Consider the following 20,808-nt stretch of genomic DNA (forward strand, 5'->3'; position numbering starts at 1 on the left):
CCGCTCAGCCGGTGACGAGTCGCTGCTCGGCCCGACGCACGTAGGGCCGGGCGCCGGTGTCGCGGGCCAGGCGGACGGCATCCTGCAGGTCGGCGGTTCCATCCAGCCCGACGACCTCGCGCGCGGTTCCGCGATACAGCGTCGCGGGTCCCAGACACACGAGTCCGGGCCATTGCACCACCAGGCCCGACGACCAGTCGGCGGTGAACGGCTCGATGCGGCGGCAGATCTCACCCGCGGCGTCGCGGTGACGGGGATCGCGTGAGACCGCGTAGAGCGTCTCGACGAGCAGTGGAACGCGCGCCACCACGCGCGAACCGGCCCACTGGTCGGCGTCCGCGGTCAGCTCCGTCGCGAGCTCGAGGGCACGGTCGAGGTCGCCGCTCTCGGCGGCGCCCAGTGCGATCACCAGGGTGAAATCCTCGTCCACCTCTTCCGCGAGCGCATCGAACGGCGGCAACGCCGAGGCGAGCTCGCCGCGGTGCCACGCGGCGATCGACGCGCTGGTCGCCATCGACGACTCGACGAGAAGTCGCGCACGGTCGGACAGCCCGCCGACCGTCGCGGCGAACCTCTCGGTCAGTGCTGCGCTGGTGTCGTAGTCGCCACGCAACAGCGCGATCATCACCTGCCACCACAACTGCATGGTCTCCACATCGGTGCCGCCGATACGTCCGGCGAGCCGGGTGAACTCGGTGGACAGGCGTCGCGCCAGACGCAGATCACCCGCCTCCAACGCGCAGACGCGTTGCAGATGCAGCGCGGTGGCGCGTTTGTGGAGGTCGCCTGCCGACAGTTCGTACAGCTCCCGCGCGATCTTGCGTCGATCTGCCAGACGGTCGGGAACCCACCGGACGAGGAACTCGGCGAGGGCGATCTCGAAATCCACGGCACCGCTGTGGTGGACGACCCGTGCGGCACCGAGATGGTCGTCGGCGCCCGGCAAGCCGAGGACGGTCAACCGGGCTGCCTCCGACGCATGAAGGCGCGCAACCACTTCGGGGTCCAGGGCCTCGCCGTGCGTCAGTGCCTCGCGGGCGAGTGCGGCATGGTCGGCCTGGACGACGCCGTAACCGGACCAGTAGCCCGCGACCCCGTTCGGTGCCGACAGCAGTGCGGTCTCGGCGAGTGCGGGCCAATCCCGCGTCAGCCGACTCACGGTCGCCGCCGATTCGAAAGAGTCCGCAGCCGAATCGAACTCCCCGATGCGCAGCGCGGCGGTGCCGGCGATCCGACGCAATTCGACGGTCGAGTGGGGGTCGAGTCCGGGCAGACCGAGCCCACGTCGTGCCAGGTCGAGCGCACGATGATCGGCCGTTGCCGTGAGCGCGCGGTGAGCCGCCCCGATGCATGTGCGAGCGGCGACGGCGGTCGAGTCCTCGTCGACGGCGCACTCGACGCGGTGCGCGGCCGCCGACTCGAGATCGTCGGGACGCACCGCTTCGAACGCAGCGGCGAGCCGCGCGTGCGCCTCGATCCGTTGCTCGCGCGAGAAGTTGTCGGCGAGACCCTTCGTGACGCTCGCAAGCTCGCTCCTCAGGGGGCTGGTGGTGACGCTCGCAAGCTCGCTCCTCAGGGGGCTGATCAGCCCGCTGCGGACTGCCTCGTCGGCCACGCCCTGACCGAGGGTGCGGGCCACCTCGGTGAACACATCGTCGGGGAGATCGCCGCCCGCGATCGTCACGGCCGTGACGATCGCACGGGCGCCAGGGGAGAGATCGTCGAATCGCGTCGAGTACATCGATCGGGCGGGATGGTCCCGGTCCGGCGGCGCCCCGGTCCTGGCGATGGCGCACAGTTGTTGCGCCACAGCGGGATTGCCGAATGACTGTGCGACCAGCGCGTCAGCGTCGACCCGGCCCGTGTCACCGAGCTGCTCGAGACGCCGAACGATCAGCGCGCGCATGTCGTCGGAGCCGAGTTCGGTCAGACGCACCTCGGCGACCGGCCCGTGCCGGTTCAGTGTCGACCGGAGGATCTCGACGGGCTCGGCGTCGGGGTCGCGGCAGGTGACCAGGACCGTCATCGGTGCCTGCCCGATACCTGCAAGCACGCGTCCCAGCACAAGAGCCGAGTCGGCGTCGAGCCACTGGGCGTCGTCGACGAGTAACACCGATCGCCCGTGCTCGGCGACGTCGGACCAGATGCGGGCGGTGAGGTCGACGACGATTCGCGTCGTCGGTACGGAGACCGGGGACTCGCCGAAGAGTTCTTCGAGGCCGCCGAACGTCGGTCCGGGCGGGCCGGGTCGGCCGATGAAACGGCGGGCCGCGGCACTGTGCCGTGCGATGAGGTGCTCGACCAGCGCGGTCTTCCCGATGCCCGACGGGCCGATGAGGACCACACCCGCGGGACGGTCCGCGCCGGTTTGCCAGACCTGTTCGAGCACTGCGTGTTCGGCGACTCGGCCGATGGGTTCACGTACCGGCTGCGGCGTGGCGGAGGTGGCGGAGGTGGCGGAGAGCGGCGAGACCGCGGGAGACGGGTCGAGCAGGTCGTCTTCAAGCGCGACCGTGTCGGGATGCGGATCGAGACCCAGGTCGTCACGGAGGGCCTGCCGGAGTCGGCGCAGTACGCCGAGGGCGTCGACCGTGCGTCCGTCGTCGTGCAGCGCACGAGCGAGGGTCCGCGCGGCGCCCTCGCGGTAGGGGTCCCGTTGACACAGCGGCGTCAGCAACGCGACCGAGCGACGGTACTCGCCGACCGTGCGCAGCGCGTCGGCTGCGGTCTCGGTGAACTCGGCACGTATCTCCGCGAGCCGGACGAGTTCGGGTGCGATGTCGGCGATGTCGGCGATCTCCGGAAGCGGTTCGCCCCGCCATAGTTCGAGCGCTCGGCACAACACCTCTGCGCCGGCCCGGGGATCAGACCGGACGAGCTGCAATCCCTCCTGGCCGAACTGGTCCAGCAGATCGAGGTCGGTGACTGCGCCGTCGCAGTGCAGTAGGTATCCCGCGGGGACGGTGTCGATGCGGACGACGCCGGTCGGGGCCAGCGAGCGTCGAAGCCGGGACACGTACCCGTGCAGCGTGCTCGCCGCCGACGCCGGTGGACGACCACGCCACAGGAGCTCGGTCACCCGCTCAGGCGAGCACGCGGTCCGTTCCGCGGCGAGGATGGCAAGAAGCTCGGCGTGCTTGCGGGCTGTCATCGGGATCGGCGACCCGTCGGCAGCGGTGACCGACAGTGGACCCAGGACCCGGATCGCCAGATGTGGTTCAGAAGCCAACTCACGCGCCGTTCGTCGGGTCGCACCAGTCGCGCACAAGGCTAACACCAGCGCGGGTTGTCAGCGTTGCCGTCATGACAACCACTGCACACACCCAGAACCAGAACCACGACGCGTCGGATGGCGACACACCCGGCCCGTTCCGCAGCCCGAGCTGGCCGGTCCTACGCCGTCTCAGCGGCGGGGCCCTGACCCTCGGCGGAGTCGCCTGCATCGCCGGCGGGACGTTGCATCCCATCGTCGACGGCGAGGCCCACTCCGTGGAGGCGCTGCAAGCGGTGGGCTCACCGTGGGCGCAGATCCTGCTCGCCGTCGGCACGACGCTGCTGCTGCTCGGCCTGCCCGGGATGTACGCGTGGCTGGCACCCCGGATCGGGATCGCCGGGCTGATCGGCCTCGTCGCCTACGCGGTCGGCAATCTCGTCACCGCGACCGGGCACCTCATCGTCGAGCTGTTCGTCGCGTACCCGTTCGCGAATGACCCGGACAAGGCCGCGCTCATCGCCGCCGACGACTCGATGCTGGGCACCACCGCTTTCGAGCTACTCAACACGGTCGGCGGGCTCGTGATGCTGGTCGGTATGGGGATGTTCGGCGCCAGCCTCATCCGCAACCGGGCTGTCCCGCTCTGGGTCGGCATCCTCACCGTCGTCGGCATGGTCGGTTTCATGCTGCCGATTCCCGCGGTCGCCGGGATCTCGGGATTCATCTACGAGGCGCCGCGTGGAATCGCCATCGCCGCGATCGGCGCACTGATGGTTCGCCGGTGATGTAGATCACAACGCCGGTGGGGATGAAATCGGACCGCGGTCCGGTTAGTGTCTGGTGATGGGTCGCGAAGGCCCACCAGCCATCGATCGAGACCCGAACCGAAAATTTCTGGAAGGACCACGACATGACCTCCGCCACCACCGTCAAGGCACCCATCCCCGCCGGCACCTGGACCATCGACACCGTGCACTCCGCGGTGAACTTCTCCGTGAAGCACCTCATGGTCAGCAAGGTCCGCGGCAGCTTCGACACCTTCTCCGGCACCATCACCGTCGACGAGAACGGCGCCCCCGCCGTCCAGGCCGAGATCGACGTCACCTCGATCAACACCCGCAACGAGCAGCGCGACGGCCACATCAAGTCCGCTGACTTCTTCGACGCCGAGAAGTACCCGAAGGCCACCTTCGTCTCCACCGGCGTCCGCCAGAACGGCGACGACTACCTGCTCGACGGCGACTTCACCCTCAAGGGCGTCACCAAGCCCGTCACGCTCGAGCTCGAGTTCGAGGGCACCAACCCCGGCATGGGCCAGGGCGCCGTCGCCGGCTTCGAGGCGAAGGTCGTCATCAACCGCAAGGACTTCGGCATCGACATCGAGATGCCGCTCGAGGGCGGTGGCGTCGTCGTCGGCGACAAGATCACCATCACGCTCGAGATCGAGGCCCTGCAGGCCTGATCCGCACGATCCTCGATGGACCGGCATCGTGAGGTGCCGGTCCATTTGTGGTTTCGACACGCCGCGTGGCCGCTTCGCGTCCGCGTGGCGGCTCAACCAGCGGGGGATGGTCGGCTCTCCCTTGGGTAGGCTTCGGGGAACGCCGTCAGGCAGGAGAAGCCGATGGGACGACCACGCCGGACCCGTCGTGGTGTGCCGTGGACACGTCTGCGTCGACGCACCGCGGGTTTCTTGTGGGGTACCTCGACGGTTCCGAGCCCCCGGGGATGGGCCCGGATCGGCCCGCCCATGCGCAGCAAGATCGCCCTGCACGCCACCGTCACCGCGATGACCGCCGTGATCGCCAGCAATACGGTGATCGGCGTCGAGACCTTCTTGCTCGTCCAGCTCGCCTTCAACGGTGGCCAACTCACCTTCGACGAGACGCTGGGCGCGCCGAATTTTCCCGTGGTCGTGGGTGCGATCATCGTCGGCATCCTCACGAATCTGCTGCTGGGGATGCTGGCGGTCCGGCCCCAGCTGCGCTGGTTCATCAGCTGCCAACCCGCCGACCATGCCCGTCGACGCGCCGTACAGCGGATACCGATCGTGCAGCTCGGAGTCACGGTCGTCTCCTGGAGCGCGGCGGCGCTGTTCTACGTGTTCATCGCCGAAGAGCTCACGACCGCGACCGTGGCGGGCGTCGCCGTGGCCTTCGCGCTGGCCGGTATGTCGAGTGCCTGTCTCACCTATCTGTTCGCCGAACGCGCCGCCCGCCCCCTGGCCGTCGTCGTCCTCGAGGACTTCCCCACGAACCACGTCATGAACGGTGTGCGCGTGCGGATGCTGGCCGTGTGGGCGGTGAGCTCGGCGGTGCCGATGGTCGGTTTGTTGACGGTCAACGCGGGGCGCTGGACCGGTCTGCTGCCCGATGTCTACGGCGCGGTCGACTGGACGACCGTGATCCTCTGCCTGGTGGGCCTCGCATCCGGAGCCCGTGTCATCGCGCTTGTGGGGCAGGCGATCACCGATCCGCTGACGGAGATGCGCCGGGCGGTGCACCGCGTGGACCACGGCGACTACAAGGCTCGCGTGCCCGTTTACGACTCCTCGGAACTCGGTGTGCTGCAACACGGTTTCAACAGGATGGTCGAGGGTCTCGCCGAACGGGACCGCATGCGTGAGATATTCGCGCGACACGTCGGCGACACCGTGGCCGAGCTCGCGATCTCCGACGGTGTCGGCATGCACGGCACCAATACCCGCGTCGGCGTCCTGTTCGTCGACATCGTCGGATCGACGGGGCTGGCGCAGCAGCGTAGTCCCGACGACACCGCAGCCCTGCTCAATGCCTTCTTCAGCATCGTCGCCGACGTCGTCGATCAACATTCCGGCTTCGTCAACAAATTCGAGGGCGACGCCGCGCTCGCCGTCTTCGGTGCGCCCGTCGAGATCGACGACCCCGCGGGCGCCGCGCTCGGCGCCGCCCGCGACCTCGCCGATCGGCTGGCCAGCAGCCTCGACATCCGTTGGGGGATCGGCGTTTCCTACGGCGAGGCGTTCGCCGGCAACATCGGCGCCGAACGACGCTACGAGTACACCGTCATCGGCGACCCGGTCAACGAGTGCGCTCGACTGTCCGACATGGCCAAGACCGGACGCATCCCGGCTCTGGCCAGCGGCGCGGCGATCGACGCCGCCGGCGAGGAAGCGCAGGAGTGGAAGCTGCTCGGCACGCGGATCATGCGCGGCCGCTCCGAGCCCACCGCCTTTTATGCGCCGATCGAACTCGTCGAGCGGTTGGGGACGTCGACCAACCTCATCGCGGAATTGCTACGGCCCGCACGTCGGATCGTCGGCGCCAACCCGTTGCGGCTGACCACATTCTTCGGCGGGTGAAGCCTTCGCTGCGCTCGGCGGAAGAGATGAATCGTTGACGCCGTCCCTATGCGTCAATAGCGTGGGCCGCACGGTCCCGGTTAGGTTGCCGGGCATGACGACGCATCTCAGGGGGTCGCGATGAGTGGTTGGACGACAGCGGACGTGACGGACCAGACGGGCCGGACGTTCGTGGTGACCGGTGCCAACAGCGGACTCGGGTATCAGACCGCGAAGGTGCTCGTCCGCGCCGGTGCCGAGGTGGTGCTGGCGTGCCGCAACACTGCCAAGGCCGATGCCGTGGCGTCGGAGCTGGGGCCGAAGGCGACCGTCGCCAAACTGGACCTCGCCGACCTCGAATCCGTGCGCGCCTTCGCCGCCGGGGTGACCGGCGCCGACGTGCTGATCAACAACGCGGGACTGATGGCGGTCCCGTTCCGACGCACCACCGACGGTTTCGAGATGCAGATCGGCACCAATCATCTCGGGCATTTCGCTCTCACGGCGCTGCTGCTGCCGAAGATCACCGAACGGGTGGTCACCGTGTCGTCGACGATGCACCAGATCGGCGACATCCAGCTCGACGACCTGAACTGGGAACAACGCCGCTACCGGCGCTGGCGGGCCTACGGCGACTCCAAGATGGCCAACCTCATGTTCGGCAAGGAGCTCGCCGCGCGGCTGGCGGCGGCCGGGTCGTCGAAGAAGTCGTTGATCGCCCATCCGGGTTACGCCTCAACGGAATTGCAGGGCAGGAGCGAGAACTTCTCCGACTTTTTCGCGAAACTGGGCAACAAGCTGCCGATCGCCCAGCCGGCGGCCGACGGGGCGCTGCCCCAGCTGTACGCGGCGACCCTGCCGGATGCGAAATCCGGGACGTTCTACGGGCCGACGCAGTTCTTCGGGATGCGGGGCGCCCCCGGACGCAGCGGTTACAAGAAGGCCGCCGACGACGCCGAGTTCCGGACCGCGCTCTGGGAGGAATCGGAGCGGCTCACGGGAGAGAAGTTCGACGTCGGGGCCGCTGGCTGAGGGCGGAGTCACCGCCTCGTCCGTTCCCATGATCGGACGAATGATGTTCGAGATAGAGAACTTCGGACGCTGCATGCCTTAAGTTTCCGGCATGACTCTTTCCAAGTGTTCGTTGCGAATCGTGGTCGCCGGCGCTCTGTGCGCCGGCGGCGCCGCCCTGTCGGCGGTGTCCGCCGCCCCAGCATCGGCCGAGCCGACCGGCTGCGTCGCCGGGGCGGCCGTCGTCGTCGCCGCGTCGTACTGCAGCGGCGGCACCGGGGAGCATCGGGTGCAGGGGGGATGCCTGGATTCGACTCTCTACGCGACGCTCGGCACGGCCCATGGTCCGTGGCGTGCGCCGGGGCAGTTGTCGGTCGTCACTATCGGCGCGCCGACGAACCTGGGCGGGAACTGCCTTCTTCCCGTACTCGCGCTCCCCCAGGTGCGATGACGTAACGTTTCGGACCGTCATGGCGCGCACCGTGATCACCTGCGCGATGTGCGCAGGGGGCGCTGCGCTGGCGACTATCTCCGCTGCGCCCGCGTCGGCTGAACCCACCGGTTGCGTCGCGGGGTCGGCGATCGTCGTCTCGGCGTCGTACTGCAGTGGTGGTACCGGTGAGCACCGGGTGGAGGCGGGCTGCATCGTTCCGTCGCTCGCCGCCACGACCTTCGGTGCGTACGGGCCCTGGAGAAGCCCTGGCCAACTGTCGGTCGTGACCATCGGGGCGCCCACGAGAGCGGGGGAGTGCATTCTCCCCATCCAGGTCTTTGTCGGGGTGCGCTGAGGCGACTACTGCACGCTGAACGCGATGCTGTTCGACGCGCCCGAGATGGTGTCGGTGACGCGGATCGTGAAATCGCCTGCGCCCTTGAAGAAGTAGGACTTCACCGCGGTGCAGTCCTGGGTCTTGAACAGCGAGGCCTGCTTGGGGACCTTGGGTCCGGACAGGCGGACCTCCATACGGCACTCGTTGCCGTCGACGATCGGCCCGGCGTCGATGATCGAGTTCCAGCGCACACCCAGACGCGAGTTCTTCGGATAGGTGTTGGGCACGACGGCCGCGGTGTTGTTCGGTGTGTACACCCAGACGTTGATCGACTTGATGCCGTTCGGTGCGCCGGGGCGGCCGAGCTTGCCGTAGTGCGTGACCTTGTCGCCGCCGGACGAGCCGAGCGCGGCGCTGCCGGAGTCGAGACTGCCGCTCGCGCTTCCGAAGAGTGTGTCGAGCGGGCTGGCGGTCGCCGGTGCGACGGGCAGTGCCAGTGCGGCGGTGGCGAGCAGGGCGGCGGCGATACGGGTGCGCTTCATCGACTTCTCTCGGTCCTCACGGTTTATAACGAAATGATTAAAGCACGAGGATCGGCGTGTGCGTAGACAACTGCCCCCGCTGGTTGAGCCGGCCCCGAGCGGAGCCGCCGGGCCGAGCAAGCGACGAAGGAGCGCGTCGAGGTCGAGGCGCCGTGTCGAAGCCACTTGGTGACCGCCCCTGCTGGTTGAGCCGGCTCCGAGCGGAGCGAGGCGCCGTGTCGAAGCCACTTGGCGAACCGATCCGCGGAAGAGCTTGTCAAGATGTCTGTGTAAGAACGTGACTCCTGGGTTTCGTGTGGTTGCTGGTTGGGTCTAGTTGAGGTGGGGTTCGATGCGGTCGGGGTAGGCCAGGGCTAGTTGCCCGAGGGCCTGTTTCCAGTTCGTCACGACTTGGCCCTCGACGAGCCTGCCGGGGGCTCTGCGCGTGGCGGCGGGCTTGCCGCGTTCCTTCTCGCGTTGCCGGGCACGTTTGTCCTCGATGTCGCAGATCGCCAGCCACAGCAGTTTGCGCGCCGCGAGATCGTTGGGGAAGTGTCCCCGGTTCTTGATGACCTTGCGGAGCTGGTAGTTCAGCGACTCGATCGAGTTGGTGGTGTAGATGACTTTGCGGAGCTCGGGCGGGAACGCCAAGAACGGAATGAACCGGTCCCACGCTCGATCGAAAGCTGCTGCGGCACTCGGATATTTGGTCCCCAGTTCCGAGTCTCGGAAGGCTTCCCATTCGCGGCGGGCGGTCTCGGCGTCGGGGGCGGTGTAGATCGGTTTGATCGCCCGCGCGACGTCTTTGCGGTCCTTGTAGTTCACGAACCGCATCGAGTTGCGAATCAGATGCACCACACACGTTTGCACCGTGGCCAATGGCCAGGTCGCCTCGATCGCTTCGGGGAACCCGGTCAACCCGTCGCAGCACACGATGAGCACGTCCTTGACGCCGCGGTTGGCCAGATTCGCACACACCCCGGCCCAGAACTTCGCGCCTTCCTCGGCTTGTATCCAGATGCCCAGCACATGCTTGACGCCGGCCATGTCGATACCAATAGCGATGTGGGCGTGTCTGTTTCGGACATGACCACCGTCTTTGACCTTCACCACCAGGGCGTCGAGGTAGATGACGGGATACAAGGCCTCCAGCGGCCGGTTCTGCCATTCATCGACCGCGTCGAGGACCTCGTCGCAGATCTTCGAGATCGTCTCATGCGACAGATCGGTGCCGATCGTCGAGGCCAGATGATGCTGAATGTCGCGCAACGTCATGCCGCCGGCATACAGCGAGATGATCATGTCATCGAGGCCGCCGAGCCGGCGGGAACCCTTCGGTACCAAGCGTGGGGTGAACGTGCCCTCACGGTCACGAGGAACGTTCAACTCGACCGGCCCGGCCGCGGAGTCCACCGTTTTCGGGCTCGACCCGTTGCGGGCGTTGGGCAGTTGCCGACCGGCCGGATCGCCCTTGGCATAGCCGAGGTGATCGGTCAGCTCGGCCTTCAGGCCGCGTTCGAGGGCGAGTTTGATCAGACCCGGGATCAGGCCGCCGTCGCCGGTGATCTGGACCTGGCCGGTATCGATCTGGGCCAACAACTCATCGACCATGCCCGAGGCCTCCAGCGCCTCGGCCACCTCCGCGGTCGAACGCGGCTCAGCCAACTCAGGCAGCTGCTGACCGTCGTCGTGCTGCTTATCGTCTAACGCCATGCTCATAGATTGTCCTCTCACTGATGAGCACTGGACTTACACAGACCATCTGACACCCCCCCGCGGAACCTGCCAACGACCCTGTGGACAGACTCGCCACGATCCGCTGGCTGTGGAGACCACGACCGATTTGTCGCAGCAATCCTCGACAGTCACACCATGAGTGGCTTTCTCTACATCCTCGAATGCTCCGACGGCACGCTGTACGTCGGGAGTACTCGGAACGTCGAGCATCGAGTCGACCAGCACCAGACCGGAAACGGCTCGCGCTACACGCGTCCTCGTCGTCCCGTCCGGCTCGTATTCCAGCAGAAGTTTCCCAACATCGGCGAGGCTTACGCGGCCGAGCGCCGTCTCCACGGTTGGTCTCGCGCGAAACGGTCCGCCCTCGTCGAAGGACGGTTCGACCTGCTTCCGGAAGTGTCGCGCACAGATCCCGGATAATGTACTCGAACACACGTGCGATCTAGGTGTAGCCTGAATCCATGTTTCTCGGCACCCAAGGCTCCTTGTTCTCCGAGCAGGCAGCGGAGCCGACGCTCGGCGACCTGTCGACATCGATCTCGCGCCGTCCGCTGACCGAGGGGGCGTGGGTCGATCTGTGTCCCGGTTGGATCAGCGGTGCCGACGAGCTCTTCGACCGCCTCCGCGAATGCGTCCCCTGGCGGGCCGAGCGTCGTCGAATGTACGAGCGGGTGGTCGAGGTCCCGCGGCTCGTCTCGATCTACCAGGCCGATGACCGATTCCCCGACCCGATCATCACCGGCGCACGCGCCGCACTGACCGAGCACTACCGCGACGAACTGCCCGAGGGTTTCGCGACCGCCGGGATCAGCCTGTACCGCGACGGCAACGACTCGGTTGCGTGGCACGGCGACCGCATCGGTCGGGCGTCCACACACGACACGATGGTCGCCATCATCTCGCTCGGTTCACCTCGGCCACTCATGCTCAGACCCCGCGGTGGCGGTCGGTCTCTGAAGTTCACCCTGTCGTCGGGCGACCTACTCGTCATGGGTGGCAGTTGTCAGCGCACCTGGGAGCACGCCGTGCCCAAGGTGCGCGGCGTCGGTGCCCGTATCAGCATTCAACTGAGGCCGCCCGGAGTGTGGTGATCTGGCCGATCAACACCGACCGGGCGCGGCGCGGACGCCGCGTGCGTTGAGGTCACCTCGCATGATCGGTCGCCAGGTGGCTTCGACTCGGCGCCTCGCTTCGCTCGGTGCCGGCTCAACCAGCGGGGGTGGGCTCTGCTCGCCGAATGGCTTCGACTCGGCGCCTCGACCTCGACGCGCTCCTTCGTCGCTTGCTCGGCCCGGCGGCTTCGCACGGTGCCGGCTCAACCCGCGGGGGTGGGGGTCAGCCGGCGCGAGTGGCGTCGGAGACCGGCGTGATCGGGAGGCGCAGCGCGCCGGGCGCGTGGGCGGGGACCGTCGGGCGGTGGGGCTCCACCGGCTCGACGGGCCGGTACGACGCACCGAGCTCGGGACGCGGGTCGGCCTCGCCGGCATTGGGCCACATCGCCAGGGCGCGTTCGGCCTGCGCGGTGATGGTCAGCGACGGGTTGACGCCGAGGTTGGCCGAGACGGTCGCACCGTCGACCACGTGCAGCCCCGGGTGGTTGAACACCCGGTGGTACGGGTCCACCACGCCGTCGGCCGCCGACCGTCCGATCGAGCAACCACCTAGGAAGTGCGCGGTCATCGGGATGTTCAGTAGGTCGACGATGGAACCGCCGGCGTCGCCGTCGATCTCGCGTGCGACGGCGCGCACCGCCTCGTGCCCCTCCGGAATCCACGTCGGCGGGGGATCGCCCTCGCCCTGCCGGCTGCGCAGCATCGGGCCGAAACGACCTCGGCGGGAGAACAACTCGAGCGAGTTGTCGGCGGTCTGCATGACGAGTGCGATGATGGTGCGCTCCGACCAGCGTCGTACCGAAAGGCCGCGCAGCGTGATCACCGGGTGACGGACCATCTCGATCAGCGCCTGCAGCAGTCGCGGCAGCGGACCGCCACCGTCGACGAGAATGGCCTGCAACATGCCGATGAGGTTGCTGCCCTTGCCATATCGCACGGGTTCGATGTGTGTGTGGTCGTTGGGGTGGAACGACGACGTGATCGCGACACCCTCGGTGTAGTCGATGTCGAGATCGCGTGCGGTCGCGGCCAGGACCGCCTCGGAGTTGGTGCGGACCACCTTGCCCAGGCGCGACGACAGCCCGGGCAGGTGGCCGCCCTGCTGCATGTCCAGCAGCAGCTTGTTGGTGCCGTACGTCCCGGCGGCGAACACCACGTGATCGGCGGTGAAGGTGCGGCGCCCACGGCGCGACCAGCGTCGGCCCGACCGGTGCGACTCCACGACGTACCCGTCGCCGGAACGCGGCCGGACGGTGTCCACGGTCGTCATCGGGATGATCTCGGCACCGGCCTGTTCGGCCAGGTAGAGGTAGTTCTTGACGAGCGTGTTCTTCGCTCCCACCGGACATCCCGTCATGCAGGCGCCGCAGTCGGTGCACCCGGTGCGTGCCGGGCCGGCGCCGCCGAAGAACGGGTCGTCGACCGTCTTGCCCGCCTCGCCGAAGAACACGCCGACCGGGGTGTGGACGAAGGTGTCGCCGACGCCCATCTCCTCGGCGACCTTGCGGATCACGCGGTCGGCGGGCGTCACCTTCGGATACGTGGTCACGCCGAGCATGCGTGAGGCCTGGTCGTAATACGGGTCGAGCTCGGACGCCCAGTCGGTGATCGACCCCCAATGCGGGTCGTCGAAGAACGCGGGCAGCGGACGGTACAGGGTGTTCGCGTAGTTCAGCGAACCACCGCCGACGCCCGCACCGGCCATCACGAGCACGTCGCGCAGCAGGTGCATGCGCTGCACCCCGAACAATCCGAGCGCGGGTGCCCAGACGTAGTCCTTGAGGCGCCAGCTCGTCTTGGGCAGGTCGCCGTCGGAGAAACGCCGACCGGACTCGACGACCGCGACGCGGTAGCCCTTCTCGGTGAGTCGCAGGGCCGCAACCGATCCGCCGAAACCGGAGCCGATGACGATGGCGTCGTAATGGTCAGGGGTGGAACTCACGGTGCGACGGTCCTCTCGGTGTCGGATTCGGTGGCGTCGGATGCAGTGTCTGATCCGGTGGTGACGGCCTGGTCGACGGGTGCGGCGGGGATCGCGGCGTCGAAGCGGTGGTCGGTGGGTTCGAAGGACGACATCATCCGGCGGAAGTCGCTCGTGAACTTCGGCCACATCACCGAGTTGCGACCGGTGGAGTCGAGGTACCAGCTCGAGCAGCCACCCGAATTCCAGACGGTGCGTTCGAGTTCGGGATCGAGTTCGGAGTTGTAGCGGTCCTGTGCATCCTCGGTGACCTCGAAGGTCGACCGGCCGCTACGCGAGAGTTCGGCGAGGGCCTTGCTCATGTAGTACGCCTGCGGCTCCAGCATCAGCACGATCGAGCTGTGACCGAGATTCGTGTTGGGGCCGTACAGGAAGAACAGATTGGGGAAGCCGTGGACCTCGACCCCGCGGTAGGCGCGCGGTGAACCCCTCCACGCCTGGGCCAGCGTGCGGCCGTCGCGCCCGGTGATCGCCGACGCGATGGGCGGCTCGGTGGGGGTGAACCCGGTCGCGAAGACGACCGTGTCGACCTCGTGCTCGCGACCCTGGTCGTCGACGGCGCCGCGTGCGGTGAGGCGGGTGATCGCGCCGGTGACGGTCGCGTTGTCATGCTGGAGGGCGGGGAACCACTTGTTGGTCAACAACATCCGCTTGCAGCCGATGGTGTAGTCGGGGGTGAGCCGACGACGCAACGCGCGGTCGCGGACCTGGACACGCAGCTGGGCCAGCGCGATGGTCTTCGCGATCGGCAGCAGCTTGGGGTTGCGGGCCATCATGAGGACGTAGGCCTCGCGATAGGTCCACACCATCCGCCGGACCAGTCGGTGGATGCCGGGAACCCGACGATAGAGCGCGCGTTCGAGGGTGCCGATGTTGCGGTCCAGACGCGGGACGACCCAGGCGGGGGTGCGCTGGAAGACCGTGAGATGCCCGACCTCGTCCACGATCTCGGGCACGATCTGGATCGCCGACGCGCCGGTGCCGACGATCGCGACGCGTCGACCGTGCAGGTCGTGGGAATGGTCCCAGTCGGCGGAGTGGAACATCGTGCCGGTGAACTCGTCGGCGCCGGGGACGGTCGGCAGGCCGGGTTCGGACAGCGCACCGGGCGCCGCGACCAGGTAGCGGCACCGGATCTCACCGTCGGTGGTGTCGACGACCCACTCCTGCGTGCCACCGTCCCAGCGCGCCGACGTCAGCGCACAGTTGTATCGGATCTGATCGGCGAAATCGACTGCGACCGAGCGTAGATACCGATGGATCTCGTCGCGACGCCCGTAGGTGTGCGACCACTCCGGGTTCGGCGCGAACGACAGCGAGTACAGCGACGTCGGGACGTCGCAGGCCGCGCCCGGGTAGTCGTTCTCGCGCCAGACGCCACCCGCGCCGTCGCCGCGCTCGATTGCCAGGGTCTGCAGCTGCGGATGGTCCTTTCGCAGACGATGCAGGGCGGCGAGGCCGCCGAATCCGACGCCGACGACGAGGACGTCGACGCGCCGGGGCAGCGTGTTCTGCTGCGGGAGAGTCGGACTGAGTTCAGTCATGAGACAGGAGTTCCTTCCATACGGGCAGGAGTCGGTCGAGCAGCGCGCGGTCGGCGTCGGGCGAGCGCAGGATGCGCGACACCGCGAGTCCGCGTGCGAGTTCGATGGAGAGTTCGAGTTCCGCGGCGGTGTATCGGTCGCCGAACAACTCGGCACAACCGACGGCGAGGGCGTCGGAGACCTGTTGTTCGAGCGGGATGATTGCGGTTCGTAGCCCGACGTCGCAGCGGGCGGCGACCCACAACTCGAGAGCGGCGTCGAACAGCGGGCCGCTGAAAGCCTCGACGAGGATCTCGAGTCCCTCGTCGCCCGTGCGGGGCCGCGACAGGATCTCTGCCAGTCGACGTTCGACGAGGTGCCCGACAGCGGCGACCACCAGTGATTCCCGGGTGGGGAAGTGATGCAGAAGCGCCCCGCGCGAGATGCCGGCGCGGCGGTTCACCTCCTGCGTGGTGGTGGCTGCGTAGCCGACGTCGACGAGGGCGTCGACGGCCGCGTCGAGGATGAGCGCACGGGTGGTCGCGGTGCGTTCGGCCTGCGTACGACGACGTGGGGCTCGGGTGGGCTCGGTCACATCAGCGACGATAGCACAAACAGTCCGGACTGCTTGTAAGTTTCTCATGGATCGCGGCGCGTAAGTTGGACCGCATGCGATTCGGACTCTTCATTCCCCAGGGCTGGCGTCTCGATCTCGTGGGTGTGGAACCCGCGGACCAGTGGGGGGTGATGTCGTCGGTCGCCGACCGCGCCGAGTCGGGCGGCTGGGACTCGATCTGGGTGTACGACCACTTCCACACCGTCCCGCTGCCGACCGACGAGGCCACACACGAGGCGTGGACGCTCGTCGCAGCACTCGCCGCGACCACCAGCCGGGTCGACATCGGGCAGATGTGCACCGCGATGAGCTACCGCAACCCGATGTACCTCGCCAAGGTCGCCGCCACCGCCGACCTGATCTCCGGCGGTCGCGTCCAGATGGGCATCGGTGGCGGCTGGTACGAACACGAATGGCGTGCATACGGTTACGGATTCCCGGCGGCGGGGGAGCGGCTGGCGCGGCTCGACGAGGGCGTGCAGATCATGAAGCAGGCCTGGGAGACCGGACGGGCGACGCTCGACGGCAAGCACTACACCGTCGACGACGCCATCTGCGCCCCGCAGCCCACGGCTGGGCAGCTGCCACTATGGATCGCCGGCGGCGGGGAGAAGAAGACGCTGCGGATCGCGGCGAAGTACGCCGACTACACCAACTTCGACGGCACGCCGGACGGGTTCGCGCACAAATCGTCGGTCCTGCAACAACATTGCGCCGACCTCGGACGCGACTTCGAGTCGATCACCCGCTCGGCCAATTACAACGTGATGCTCGGCGAGACCGAGGCCGACGTGGAGCGCAAGCTCACCGACCTCGAGGCGCGGTTGAGCAAGATCGTCGGGCCCGACGCGGCGTCCGGTAGTTTGGGCGCGTTCCGGGGGATGCCCGCGGTCGGGACGCCCGAACAGGTCGCCGAGAACCTTCGCGGGCTCGCCGACGCCGGAATGTCTTATGGGATCTGCTACTTCCCGAACATCGCCGTCGATCGCGAGGACCTCGAGATGTTCGAAGAGCGGGTGATCCCGGCGTTGCGCTGAGCCGCACTGCCCCGCCCGCTGGCCGAGCCTCCTTCCGCTGGCCGAGCTTGTCGAGGTCACCAAGTGGCTTCGACTCGGCGCCTCGACCTCGACGCGCTCCTTCGTCGCTTGCTCGGCCCGGCGGCTGCGCTCGGGGCCGGCTCAACCAGCGGGGTGGTCGCCAAGTGGCTTCGACTCGGCGCCTCGCTCCGCTCGGTGCCGGCTCAACCAGCGGAGGGGGAATCAGAGCCGGCGCAACCGCTGGGCGGCTTCGGCGATCACCTCGTCGCGTTTGGCGAAGGCGAACCGGAGCATGTGGTGCCAGGGTTCGCGGTCGTCGGTGAACACACTGACCGGCACCGCGGCCACGCCGATGCGTTCGGGCAGCGATCGGCAGAACTCGATGCCGTCGTCGACGCCGAGGGGACGAGGGTCGGCGCAGACGAAATAGGTTGCCTCGCTGCGGTGTACGGCGAAACCGGCGTCGGACAGCGCGGTCGAGATCAGGTCGCGTTTGGCCTGCAGCCCCCGCGCCGACTCGCGGACCCAGTCCAACTCATGCTCCAGCCCGTGCGCCACCGCGGGTTGGAACGGCCCGGAGCCGACATAGGACATGTATTGCTTCGCCGTCCGCGCCGCGGCGACGAGTTCGGGCGGACCGCTCACCCAGCCGACCTTCCAACCGGTGCAGTTGAAGGTCTTGCCGGAGCTGGAGATACGCAGCGTGCGTTCCCGCATACCCGGCAGCGCCGCGAGCGGAGTGTGCGTCCGTCCATCGAAGACGAGGTATTCGTAGACCTCGTCGGTGACGGCGATGACGTCGTGCGCGACGCACAGCCGTGCGATCTCGGCGAGGTCGTCGGTCGACAGCACGGTCCCCGTCGGATTGTGTGGGCTGTTCACCACCACCATCGACGTCTTCGGTCCGAAGGCCGTGGCGAGACGGTCGCGATCCAAGCGGAAGCCGTCGCCGTCGGGGACCAGCGGCACGACGCGCCGCACACCCCCGGCCATCGCGACAGCGGCGGCGTAGGCGTCGTAGTAGGGCTCGATCATGATGACCTCGTCACCCGGCTCCACCAGACCGACGACGGCACCGGCGATCGCCTCGGTCGCGCCGACCGTGATCAGCACCTCGCGATCGGGGTCGTACTCCAGGCCATACCGGTCACGCTGCTGCCGCGCGACCGCGTGCCGCAACTCCGGCACACCGATACCGGGCGGGTACTGATTGCGACCGTCACTGATGGCCTCGCGCGCGGCATCGAGCATCGATGCCGGCCCGTCGGTGTCGGGAAAGCCCTGTCCGAGGTTCACGGCGTCGTGCTCGACGGCAAGCGCCGACATCTCGGCGAAGATCGTCGTGGTGAACGGACGCAGGCGGTCGACTGTCCGGTTCGCGGATGACATGTTCCAACAGTGGCACAGGTCCTCTCTTCAACGGTCGCGGTGGGCGCAGCGGGGGTGACAGACTGACCCCAGTCGCCGACACGGATGAGGAGGAGCGATGCCGCGCAATCCCGGCGAGCACTTCGCCGGCTACACCATCATCCGACTCGTCGGCCGGGGTGGCATGGGCGAGATCTACCTCGCGCGGCATCCCCACCTGCCGCGGAACGAGGCACTGAAGGTGTTGCCCGCCGATCTCAGTCGCGACCCGATGTACCGGCAGCGGTTCGTCAAAGAGGCCGAGCACGCGTCGAGCGTCGTCCATCCGTCGATCGTGACGATCTTCAATTCCGGTGAGTACGACGGCCACCTGTGGATCGCGATGGAGTACATCGACGGCATCGATGCGCTGAAGCTGCTTCGGCAGAACCCGCGGGGACTCGACACCGCGACGGTGATCGCGATCGTGCGCGCGGTGGGCGCCGCGCTCGACCGGGCCCACGCGACGGGGCTGCTCCATCGCGACGTCAAGCCGGCCAACATCCTGCTGCAGGGCGCGGGTGGTCCGGAGCCGCGAGTGTTGCTCGCGGACTTCGGGATCGCCAAGTCGGAGCAGGACGTCAGTCATCTCACCTCGACCAACGTCTTCCTCGGCACCGTCGCGTATGCCTCACCCGAACAACTGCTGGGCGATCCGGTCGACGGCCGCGCCGACCAGTACGCGCTCGCGGCCACCGTCTTCGAACTCCTCACCGGGCGGCCGCCGTTCCAGGGTGCCGGCACCGCGTCGATCATCGCCGGCCACCTGCAGGCGATGCCGCCGCGACCGTCGACCCTGCGCCCGGGTATCTCGGGCGACGTCGACGCGGTGTTCGGTCGCGCCCTCGCGAAAGAGCCGGACCGCCGGTACGGGTCGTGCCGCGACTTCGCCGTCGACCTCGAACGCGCGCTCACCGTTCCACAGCTGTCCAAGGAGCCGACGGTGCGCGCACCGTCGCCCGTGCCGCCGGTTCCGGTGGCCCCGCCCGTTCCGGTGAACCCCCTGTCCTATCCGCAAGGGCCGCAGCAGTATTCGCCGTACCAGTCGCAACCGGGGACCTACCCCGGCGGGTTCCCCTCGCAGGGTGGCTACGCACCACCACCACCGCCGAAGAAGCGGTCCGGGCTGCTGATCGCACTGGGGTCACTCGCGGCCGTCCTCGTGCTCGCGATCGTGGCCGGGGTCGTCTACGTCGCGACGCAGGTGTCGAGCGCCCCGACCGCGAGCGACACCTCGACGTCGCGCCCCATTACGGCCGCCGAGCCGGAGACCCCGACATCCGGCGCCGGCACGTCTGCTCCCCGCACCACCGACTCCTCCACGTCGCCGGTCAACGGACCGGGTGACGTGCAGGTCGGCGAGTGCATCGGCATCGCGACCGACTCCGGGTCGGCGACGAGCGTGAACGCGTCGAAAGTCGACTGCGACTCGGCCGGTCTCAACTTCTACACCGCCTCGAAGATCGCCGCGTCGTCGTCGTGCGCGAGCCCGCAGAACTCGACGCTCACCTTCCCGGGTAGCTCCGACAAGGTCTGTCTCACACCGAATTTCTACGAGAATCTGTGCTACCTGGTGCCGCTGTCGGGCGGCTCCCTCGCCGACTACCGGGAAGCCCCCTGCACGAGCGCCGCAACGGCGCAGACCGTCCTCGCCCGTGTCACGACACGGTCGGATGCGTCGGTGACTTGCACGGGCGGGGAGACGACATGGGTCTTCTACGAGCCGGAGTCGATCGGGTACTGCCTCGTCGAGATCTGACCCTTCGAGGCTCGTCGCTATCGCTCCTCGCACCTCAGGGAGCGGAAAGTGAGGCTCCTCCGCAAGCTCCGGGCGCTCCTCCGAGAGCACGGGGTCAAGTAGCACTTCAGGTGCTACCCTGCAGGAATGAGGACGATCGGTATCCGCGAGCTCAGGCAGCACGCCTCGCAGTATCTGGCGCAAGTCGAGGCCGGGGAAGAGTTGGCCATCACCAACCGAGGCCGCACGGTTGCGCGGTTGGTCCCGGTGTCTGCGGGGGAAAGAAGTAGAGACGCGCTCATCGAGGCCGGGATACTCGTGCCGGCCCGCAGTGCGGGCGGCATAACCGGGCTGCACCCCGAGACGTTGCCGACGCGCGCGCTCACCGAAGTCCTCGACCAGGTTCGCGAGGATCGTTGATCTATCTCGACACCTCAGCGATGGTGAAACTCGTGGTGCGCGAGGCCGAGACCGCACCGCTGATCGAGTGGTTCGCGCTGCATCCAGGGGTCCCGACCGTGACGAGTGCGCTGGGACGAGTCGAATTGATGCGCACCGCGTTGCGTGATGGCAGCCCGGGCCTTCATGAGCGAGCGCGTGATCTCCTCGATGCTCTGGACGTGATCCCGCTGAGCGCCGCCGTCATCGACATCGCCGAATCGATCGGCCCGTCCTCGCTGCGCTCGCTCGACGCCTTGCACTTGGCCTCGGCAACCGTGATCCGCGCCGAGATGACCGCGTTCGTCGCCTACGACCAACGACTCACGGCGGGTGCGTCTGCGCTCGGTTATCCGGTGGTCGCTCCAGGCGCCGAGTTGTGAC

At 67.9% G+C, this 20,808-nt stretch carries 19 protein-coding genes; 12 read left to right on the top strand and 7 right to left on the bottom strand.

Annotation, left to right across the window (positions count from 1 at the left end; translation table 11 throughout):
- Positions 1–4: 4 nt before the first annotated feature.
- Positions 5–3,229 carry a BTAD domain-containing putative transcriptional regulator gene (locus ACFVHY_RS03350; RefSeq protein ID WP_390268317.1) on the bottom strand — a complete coding sequence of 1,075 codons (3,225 nt, stop codon included), beginning with the start codon at positions 3,227–3,229 and terminating at the stop codon, positions 5–7.
- 74 nt (positions 3,230–3,303) lie between these two features.
- Here ACFVHY_RS03350 and ACFVHY_RS03355 point away from each other — a divergent pair, with 74 nt between their 5' ends.
- From ACFVHY_RS03355 to ACFVHY_RS03380, 6 genes are all read left to right on the top strand, one after another.
- Positions 3,304–3,999: a hypothetical protein gene (locus ACFVHY_RS03355; RefSeq protein WP_390268320.1), complete on the top strand. Its 696-nt coding sequence runs from the start codon at positions 3,304–3,306 to the stop codon at positions 3,997–3,999.
- Positions 4,000–4,124: 125 nt separating this feature from the next.
- The gene (locus tag ACFVHY_RS03360) at positions 4,125–4,676 is read left to right on the top strand and encodes a YceI family protein (protein WP_390268323.1); all 552 of its coding nucleotides are present in this window, start codon (positions 4,125–4,127) and stop codon (positions 4,674–4,676) included.
- A 162-nt stretch (positions 4,677–4,838) separates the two neighbouring features.
- The gene (locus tag ACFVHY_RS03365; protein ID WP_390268326.1) at positions 4,839–6,554 is read left to right on the top strand and encodes an adenylate/guanylate cyclase domain-containing protein; all 1,716 of its coding nucleotides are present in this window, start codon (positions 4,839–4,841) and stop codon (positions 6,552–6,554) included.
- Between the two features lie 120 nt (positions 6,555–6,674).
- Positions 6,675–7,565: an oxidoreductase gene (locus ACFVHY_RS03370; RefSeq protein ID WP_390268329.1), complete on the top strand. Its 891-nt coding sequence runs from the start codon at positions 6,675–6,677 to the stop codon at positions 7,563–7,565.
- Between the two features lie 91 nt (positions 7,566–7,656).
- The gene (locus ACFVHY_RS03375) at positions 7,657–7,995 is read left to right on the top strand and encodes a hypothetical protein (RefSeq protein WP_390268332.1); all 339 of its coding nucleotides are present in this window, start codon (positions 7,657–7,659) and stop codon (positions 7,993–7,995) included.
- A gap of 19 nt (positions 7,996–8,014) precedes the next feature.
- On the top strand, positions 8,015–8,332 hold the full coding sequence (locus tag ACFVHY_RS03380; RefSeq protein WP_390268335.1) for a hypothetical protein: 318 nt from the start codon (positions 8,015–8,017) through the stop codon (positions 8,330–8,332).
- Positions 8,333–8,337: 5 nt separating this feature from the next.
- Here the strand turns inward: ACFVHY_RS03380 and ACFVHY_RS03385 are convergent, their stop codons facing one another.
- Both ACFVHY_RS03385 and ACFVHY_RS03390 read right to left on the bottom strand, forming a co-directional pair.
- Complete coding sequence (locus ACFVHY_RS03385; RefSeq protein ID WP_259936702.1) at positions 8,338–8,856, bottom strand: hypothetical protein; 519 nt, start codon at positions 8,854–8,856, stop codon at positions 8,338–8,340.
- A 312-nt stretch (positions 8,857–9,168) separates the two neighbouring features.
- The gene (locus ACFVHY_RS03390; RefSeq protein WP_390268338.1) at positions 9,169–10,554 is read right to left on the bottom strand and encodes an IS256 family transposase; all 1,386 of its coding nucleotides are present in this window, start codon (positions 10,552–10,554) and stop codon (positions 9,169–9,171) included.
- A gap of 153 nt (positions 10,555–10,707) precedes the next feature.
- Here ACFVHY_RS03390 and ACFVHY_RS03395 point away from each other — a divergent pair, with 153 nt between their 5' ends.
- Positions 10,708–10,992: a GIY-YIG nuclease family protein gene (locus ACFVHY_RS03395; protein WP_390268341.1), complete on the top strand. Its 285-nt coding sequence runs from the start codon at positions 10,708–10,710 to the stop codon at positions 10,990–10,992.
- Between the two features lie 41 nt (positions 10,993–11,033).
- Complete coding sequence (locus ACFVHY_RS03400; RefSeq protein ID WP_390268344.1) at positions 11,034–11,663, top strand: alpha-ketoglutarate-dependent dioxygenase AlkB; 630 nt, start codon at positions 11,034–11,036, stop codon at positions 11,661–11,663.
- Positions 11,664–11,907: 244 nt separating this feature from the next.
- On the opposite strand, the gene ACFVHY_RS03405 is transcribed toward ACFVHY_RS03400, so the two are convergent.
- The 3 genes from ACFVHY_RS03405 to ACFVHY_RS03415 are packed head-to-tail and all read right to left on the bottom strand — an operon-like array spanning position 11,908 to position 15,783.
- Positions 11,908–13,626, bottom strand: coding sequence for a GMC family oxidoreductase N-terminal domain-containing protein (locus ACFVHY_RS03405; protein WP_390268347.1), 1,719 nt, complete (start codon positions 13,624–13,626; stop codon positions 11,908–11,910).
- Positions 13,623–15,209: a flavin-containing monooxygenase gene (locus ACFVHY_RS03410; RefSeq protein ID WP_390268350.1), complete on the bottom strand. Its 1,587-nt coding sequence runs from the start codon at positions 15,207–15,209 to the stop codon at positions 13,623–13,625. Before ACFVHY_RS03410 ends, ACFVHY_RS03405 begins: the two co-directional genes overlap by 4 nt.
- Positions 15,202–15,783 (bottom strand): TetR/AcrR family transcriptional regulator, encoded by a 582-nt coding sequence (locus ACFVHY_RS03415; RefSeq protein WP_058251656.1) that lies wholly within the window; start codon positions 15,781–15,783, stop codon positions 15,202–15,204. The genes ACFVHY_RS03410 and ACFVHY_RS03415 overlap by 8 nt, the downstream gene beginning before the upstream one ends.
- A 74-nt stretch (positions 15,784–15,857) precedes the next feature.
- Between ACFVHY_RS03415 and ACFVHY_RS03420 the strand changes: the two genes are divergently transcribed.
- Entirely contained in the window at positions 15,858–16,841 is a 984-nt protein-coding gene (locus ACFVHY_RS03420; RefSeq protein ID WP_390268353.1) for an LLM class F420-dependent oxidoreductase, read from the top strand.
- Between the two features lie 222 nt (positions 16,842–17,063).
- Here the strand turns inward: ACFVHY_RS03420 and ACFVHY_RS03425 are convergent, their stop codons facing one another.
- Positions 17,064–18,230, bottom strand: a complete 1,167-nt coding sequence (locus ACFVHY_RS03425) for a pyridoxal phosphate-dependent aminotransferase (protein WP_390268356.1) — start codon at positions 18,228–18,230, stop codon at positions 17,064–17,066.
- 97 nt (positions 18,231–18,327) lie between these two features.
- Between ACFVHY_RS03425 and ACFVHY_RS03430 the strand changes: the two genes are divergently transcribed.
- The 3 genes from ACFVHY_RS03430 (at position 18,328) to ACFVHY_RS03440 (ending at position 20,807) form a co-directional block, all read left to right on the top strand.
- Positions 18,328–20,007: a protein kinase gene (locus ACFVHY_RS03430; RefSeq protein WP_390268359.1), complete on the top strand. Its 1,680-nt coding sequence runs from the start codon at positions 18,328–18,330 to the stop codon at positions 20,005–20,007.
- 126 nt (positions 20,008–20,133) lie between these two features.
- Positions 20,134–20,406 carry a type II toxin-antitoxin system Phd/YefM family antitoxin gene (locus ACFVHY_RS03435; RefSeq protein ID WP_065631750.1) on the top strand — a complete coding sequence of 91 codons (273 nt, stop codon included), beginning with the start codon at positions 20,134–20,136 and terminating at the stop codon, positions 20,404–20,406.
- Complete coding sequence (locus tag ACFVHY_RS03440; protein ID WP_374612718.1) at positions 20,403–20,807, top strand: type II toxin-antitoxin system VapC family toxin; 405 nt, start codon at positions 20,403–20,405, stop codon at positions 20,805–20,807. Before ACFVHY_RS03435 ends, ACFVHY_RS03440 begins: the two co-directional genes overlap by 4 nt.
- Position 20,808: the final 1 nt, after the last annotated feature.

It is taken from the genome of Gordonia sp. NPDC127522 (genome assembly GCF_042672305.1).
In the GTDB taxonomy this organism is placed as follows: Bacteria; Actinomycetota; Actinomycetes; order Mycobacteriales; family Mycobacteriaceae; genus Gordonia; species Gordonia hongkongensis.

Bases quoted from the DNA above. Each gene is read 5' to 3' on its own strand.
- ACFVHY_RS03355 (WP_390268320.1), top strand. From the start codon at position 3,304: ATGACAACCACTGCACACACCCAGAACCAGAACCACGACGCGTCGGAT.
- ACFVHY_RS03360 (WP_390268323.1), top strand. From the start codon at position 4,125: ATGACCTCCGCCACCACCGTCAAGGCACCCATCCCCGCCGGCACCTGG.
- ACFVHY_RS03365 (WP_390268326.1), top strand. From the start codon at position 4,839: ATGGGACGACCACGCCGGACCCGTCGTGGTGTGCCGTGGACACGTCTG.
- ACFVHY_RS03370 (WP_390268329.1), top strand. From the start codon at position 6,675: ATGAGTGGTTGGACGACAGCGGACGTGACGGACCAGACGGGCCGGACG.
- ACFVHY_RS03375 (WP_390268332.1), top strand. From the start codon at position 7,657: ATGACTCTTTCCAAGTGTTCGTTGCGAATCGTGGTCGCCGGCGCTCTG.
- ACFVHY_RS03380 (WP_390268335.1), top strand. From the start codon at position 8,015: ATGGCGCGCACCGTGATCACCTGCGCGATGTGCGCAGGGGGCGCTGCG.
- ACFVHY_RS03385 (WP_259936702.1), bottom strand. From the start codon at position 8,856: ATGAAGCGCACCCGTATCGCCGCCGCCCTGCTCGCCACCGCCGCACTG.
- ACFVHY_RS03390 (WP_390268338.1), bottom strand. From the start codon at position 10,554: ATGAGCATGGCGTTAGACGATAAGCAGCACGACGACGGTCAGCAGCTG.
- ACFVHY_RS03395 (WP_390268341.1), top strand. From the start codon at position 10,708: ATGAGTGGCTTTCTCTACATCCTCGAATGCTCCGACGGCACGCTGTAC.
- ACFVHY_RS03400 (WP_390268344.1), top strand. From the start codon at position 11,034: ATGTTTCTCGGCACCCAAGGCTCCTTGTTCTCCGAGCAGGCAGCGGAG.
- ACFVHY_RS03410 (WP_390268350.1), bottom strand. From the start codon at position 15,209: ATGACTGAACTCAGTCCGACTCTCCCGCAGCAGAACACGCTGCCCCGG.
- ACFVHY_RS03420 (WP_390268353.1), top strand. From the start codon at position 15,858: ATGCGATTCGGACTCTTCATTCCCCAGGGCTGGCGTCTCGATCTCGTG.
- ACFVHY_RS03425 (WP_390268356.1), bottom strand. From the start codon at position 18,230: ATGTCATCCGCGAACCGGACAGTCGACCGCCTGCGTCCGTTCACCACG.
- ACFVHY_RS03430 (WP_390268359.1), top strand. From the start codon at position 18,328: ATGCCGCGCAATCCCGGCGAGCACTTCGCCGGCTACACCATCATCCGA.
- ACFVHY_RS03435 (WP_065631750.1), top strand. From the start codon at position 20,134: ATGAGGACGATCGGTATCCGCGAGCTCAGGCAGCACGCCTCGCAGTAT.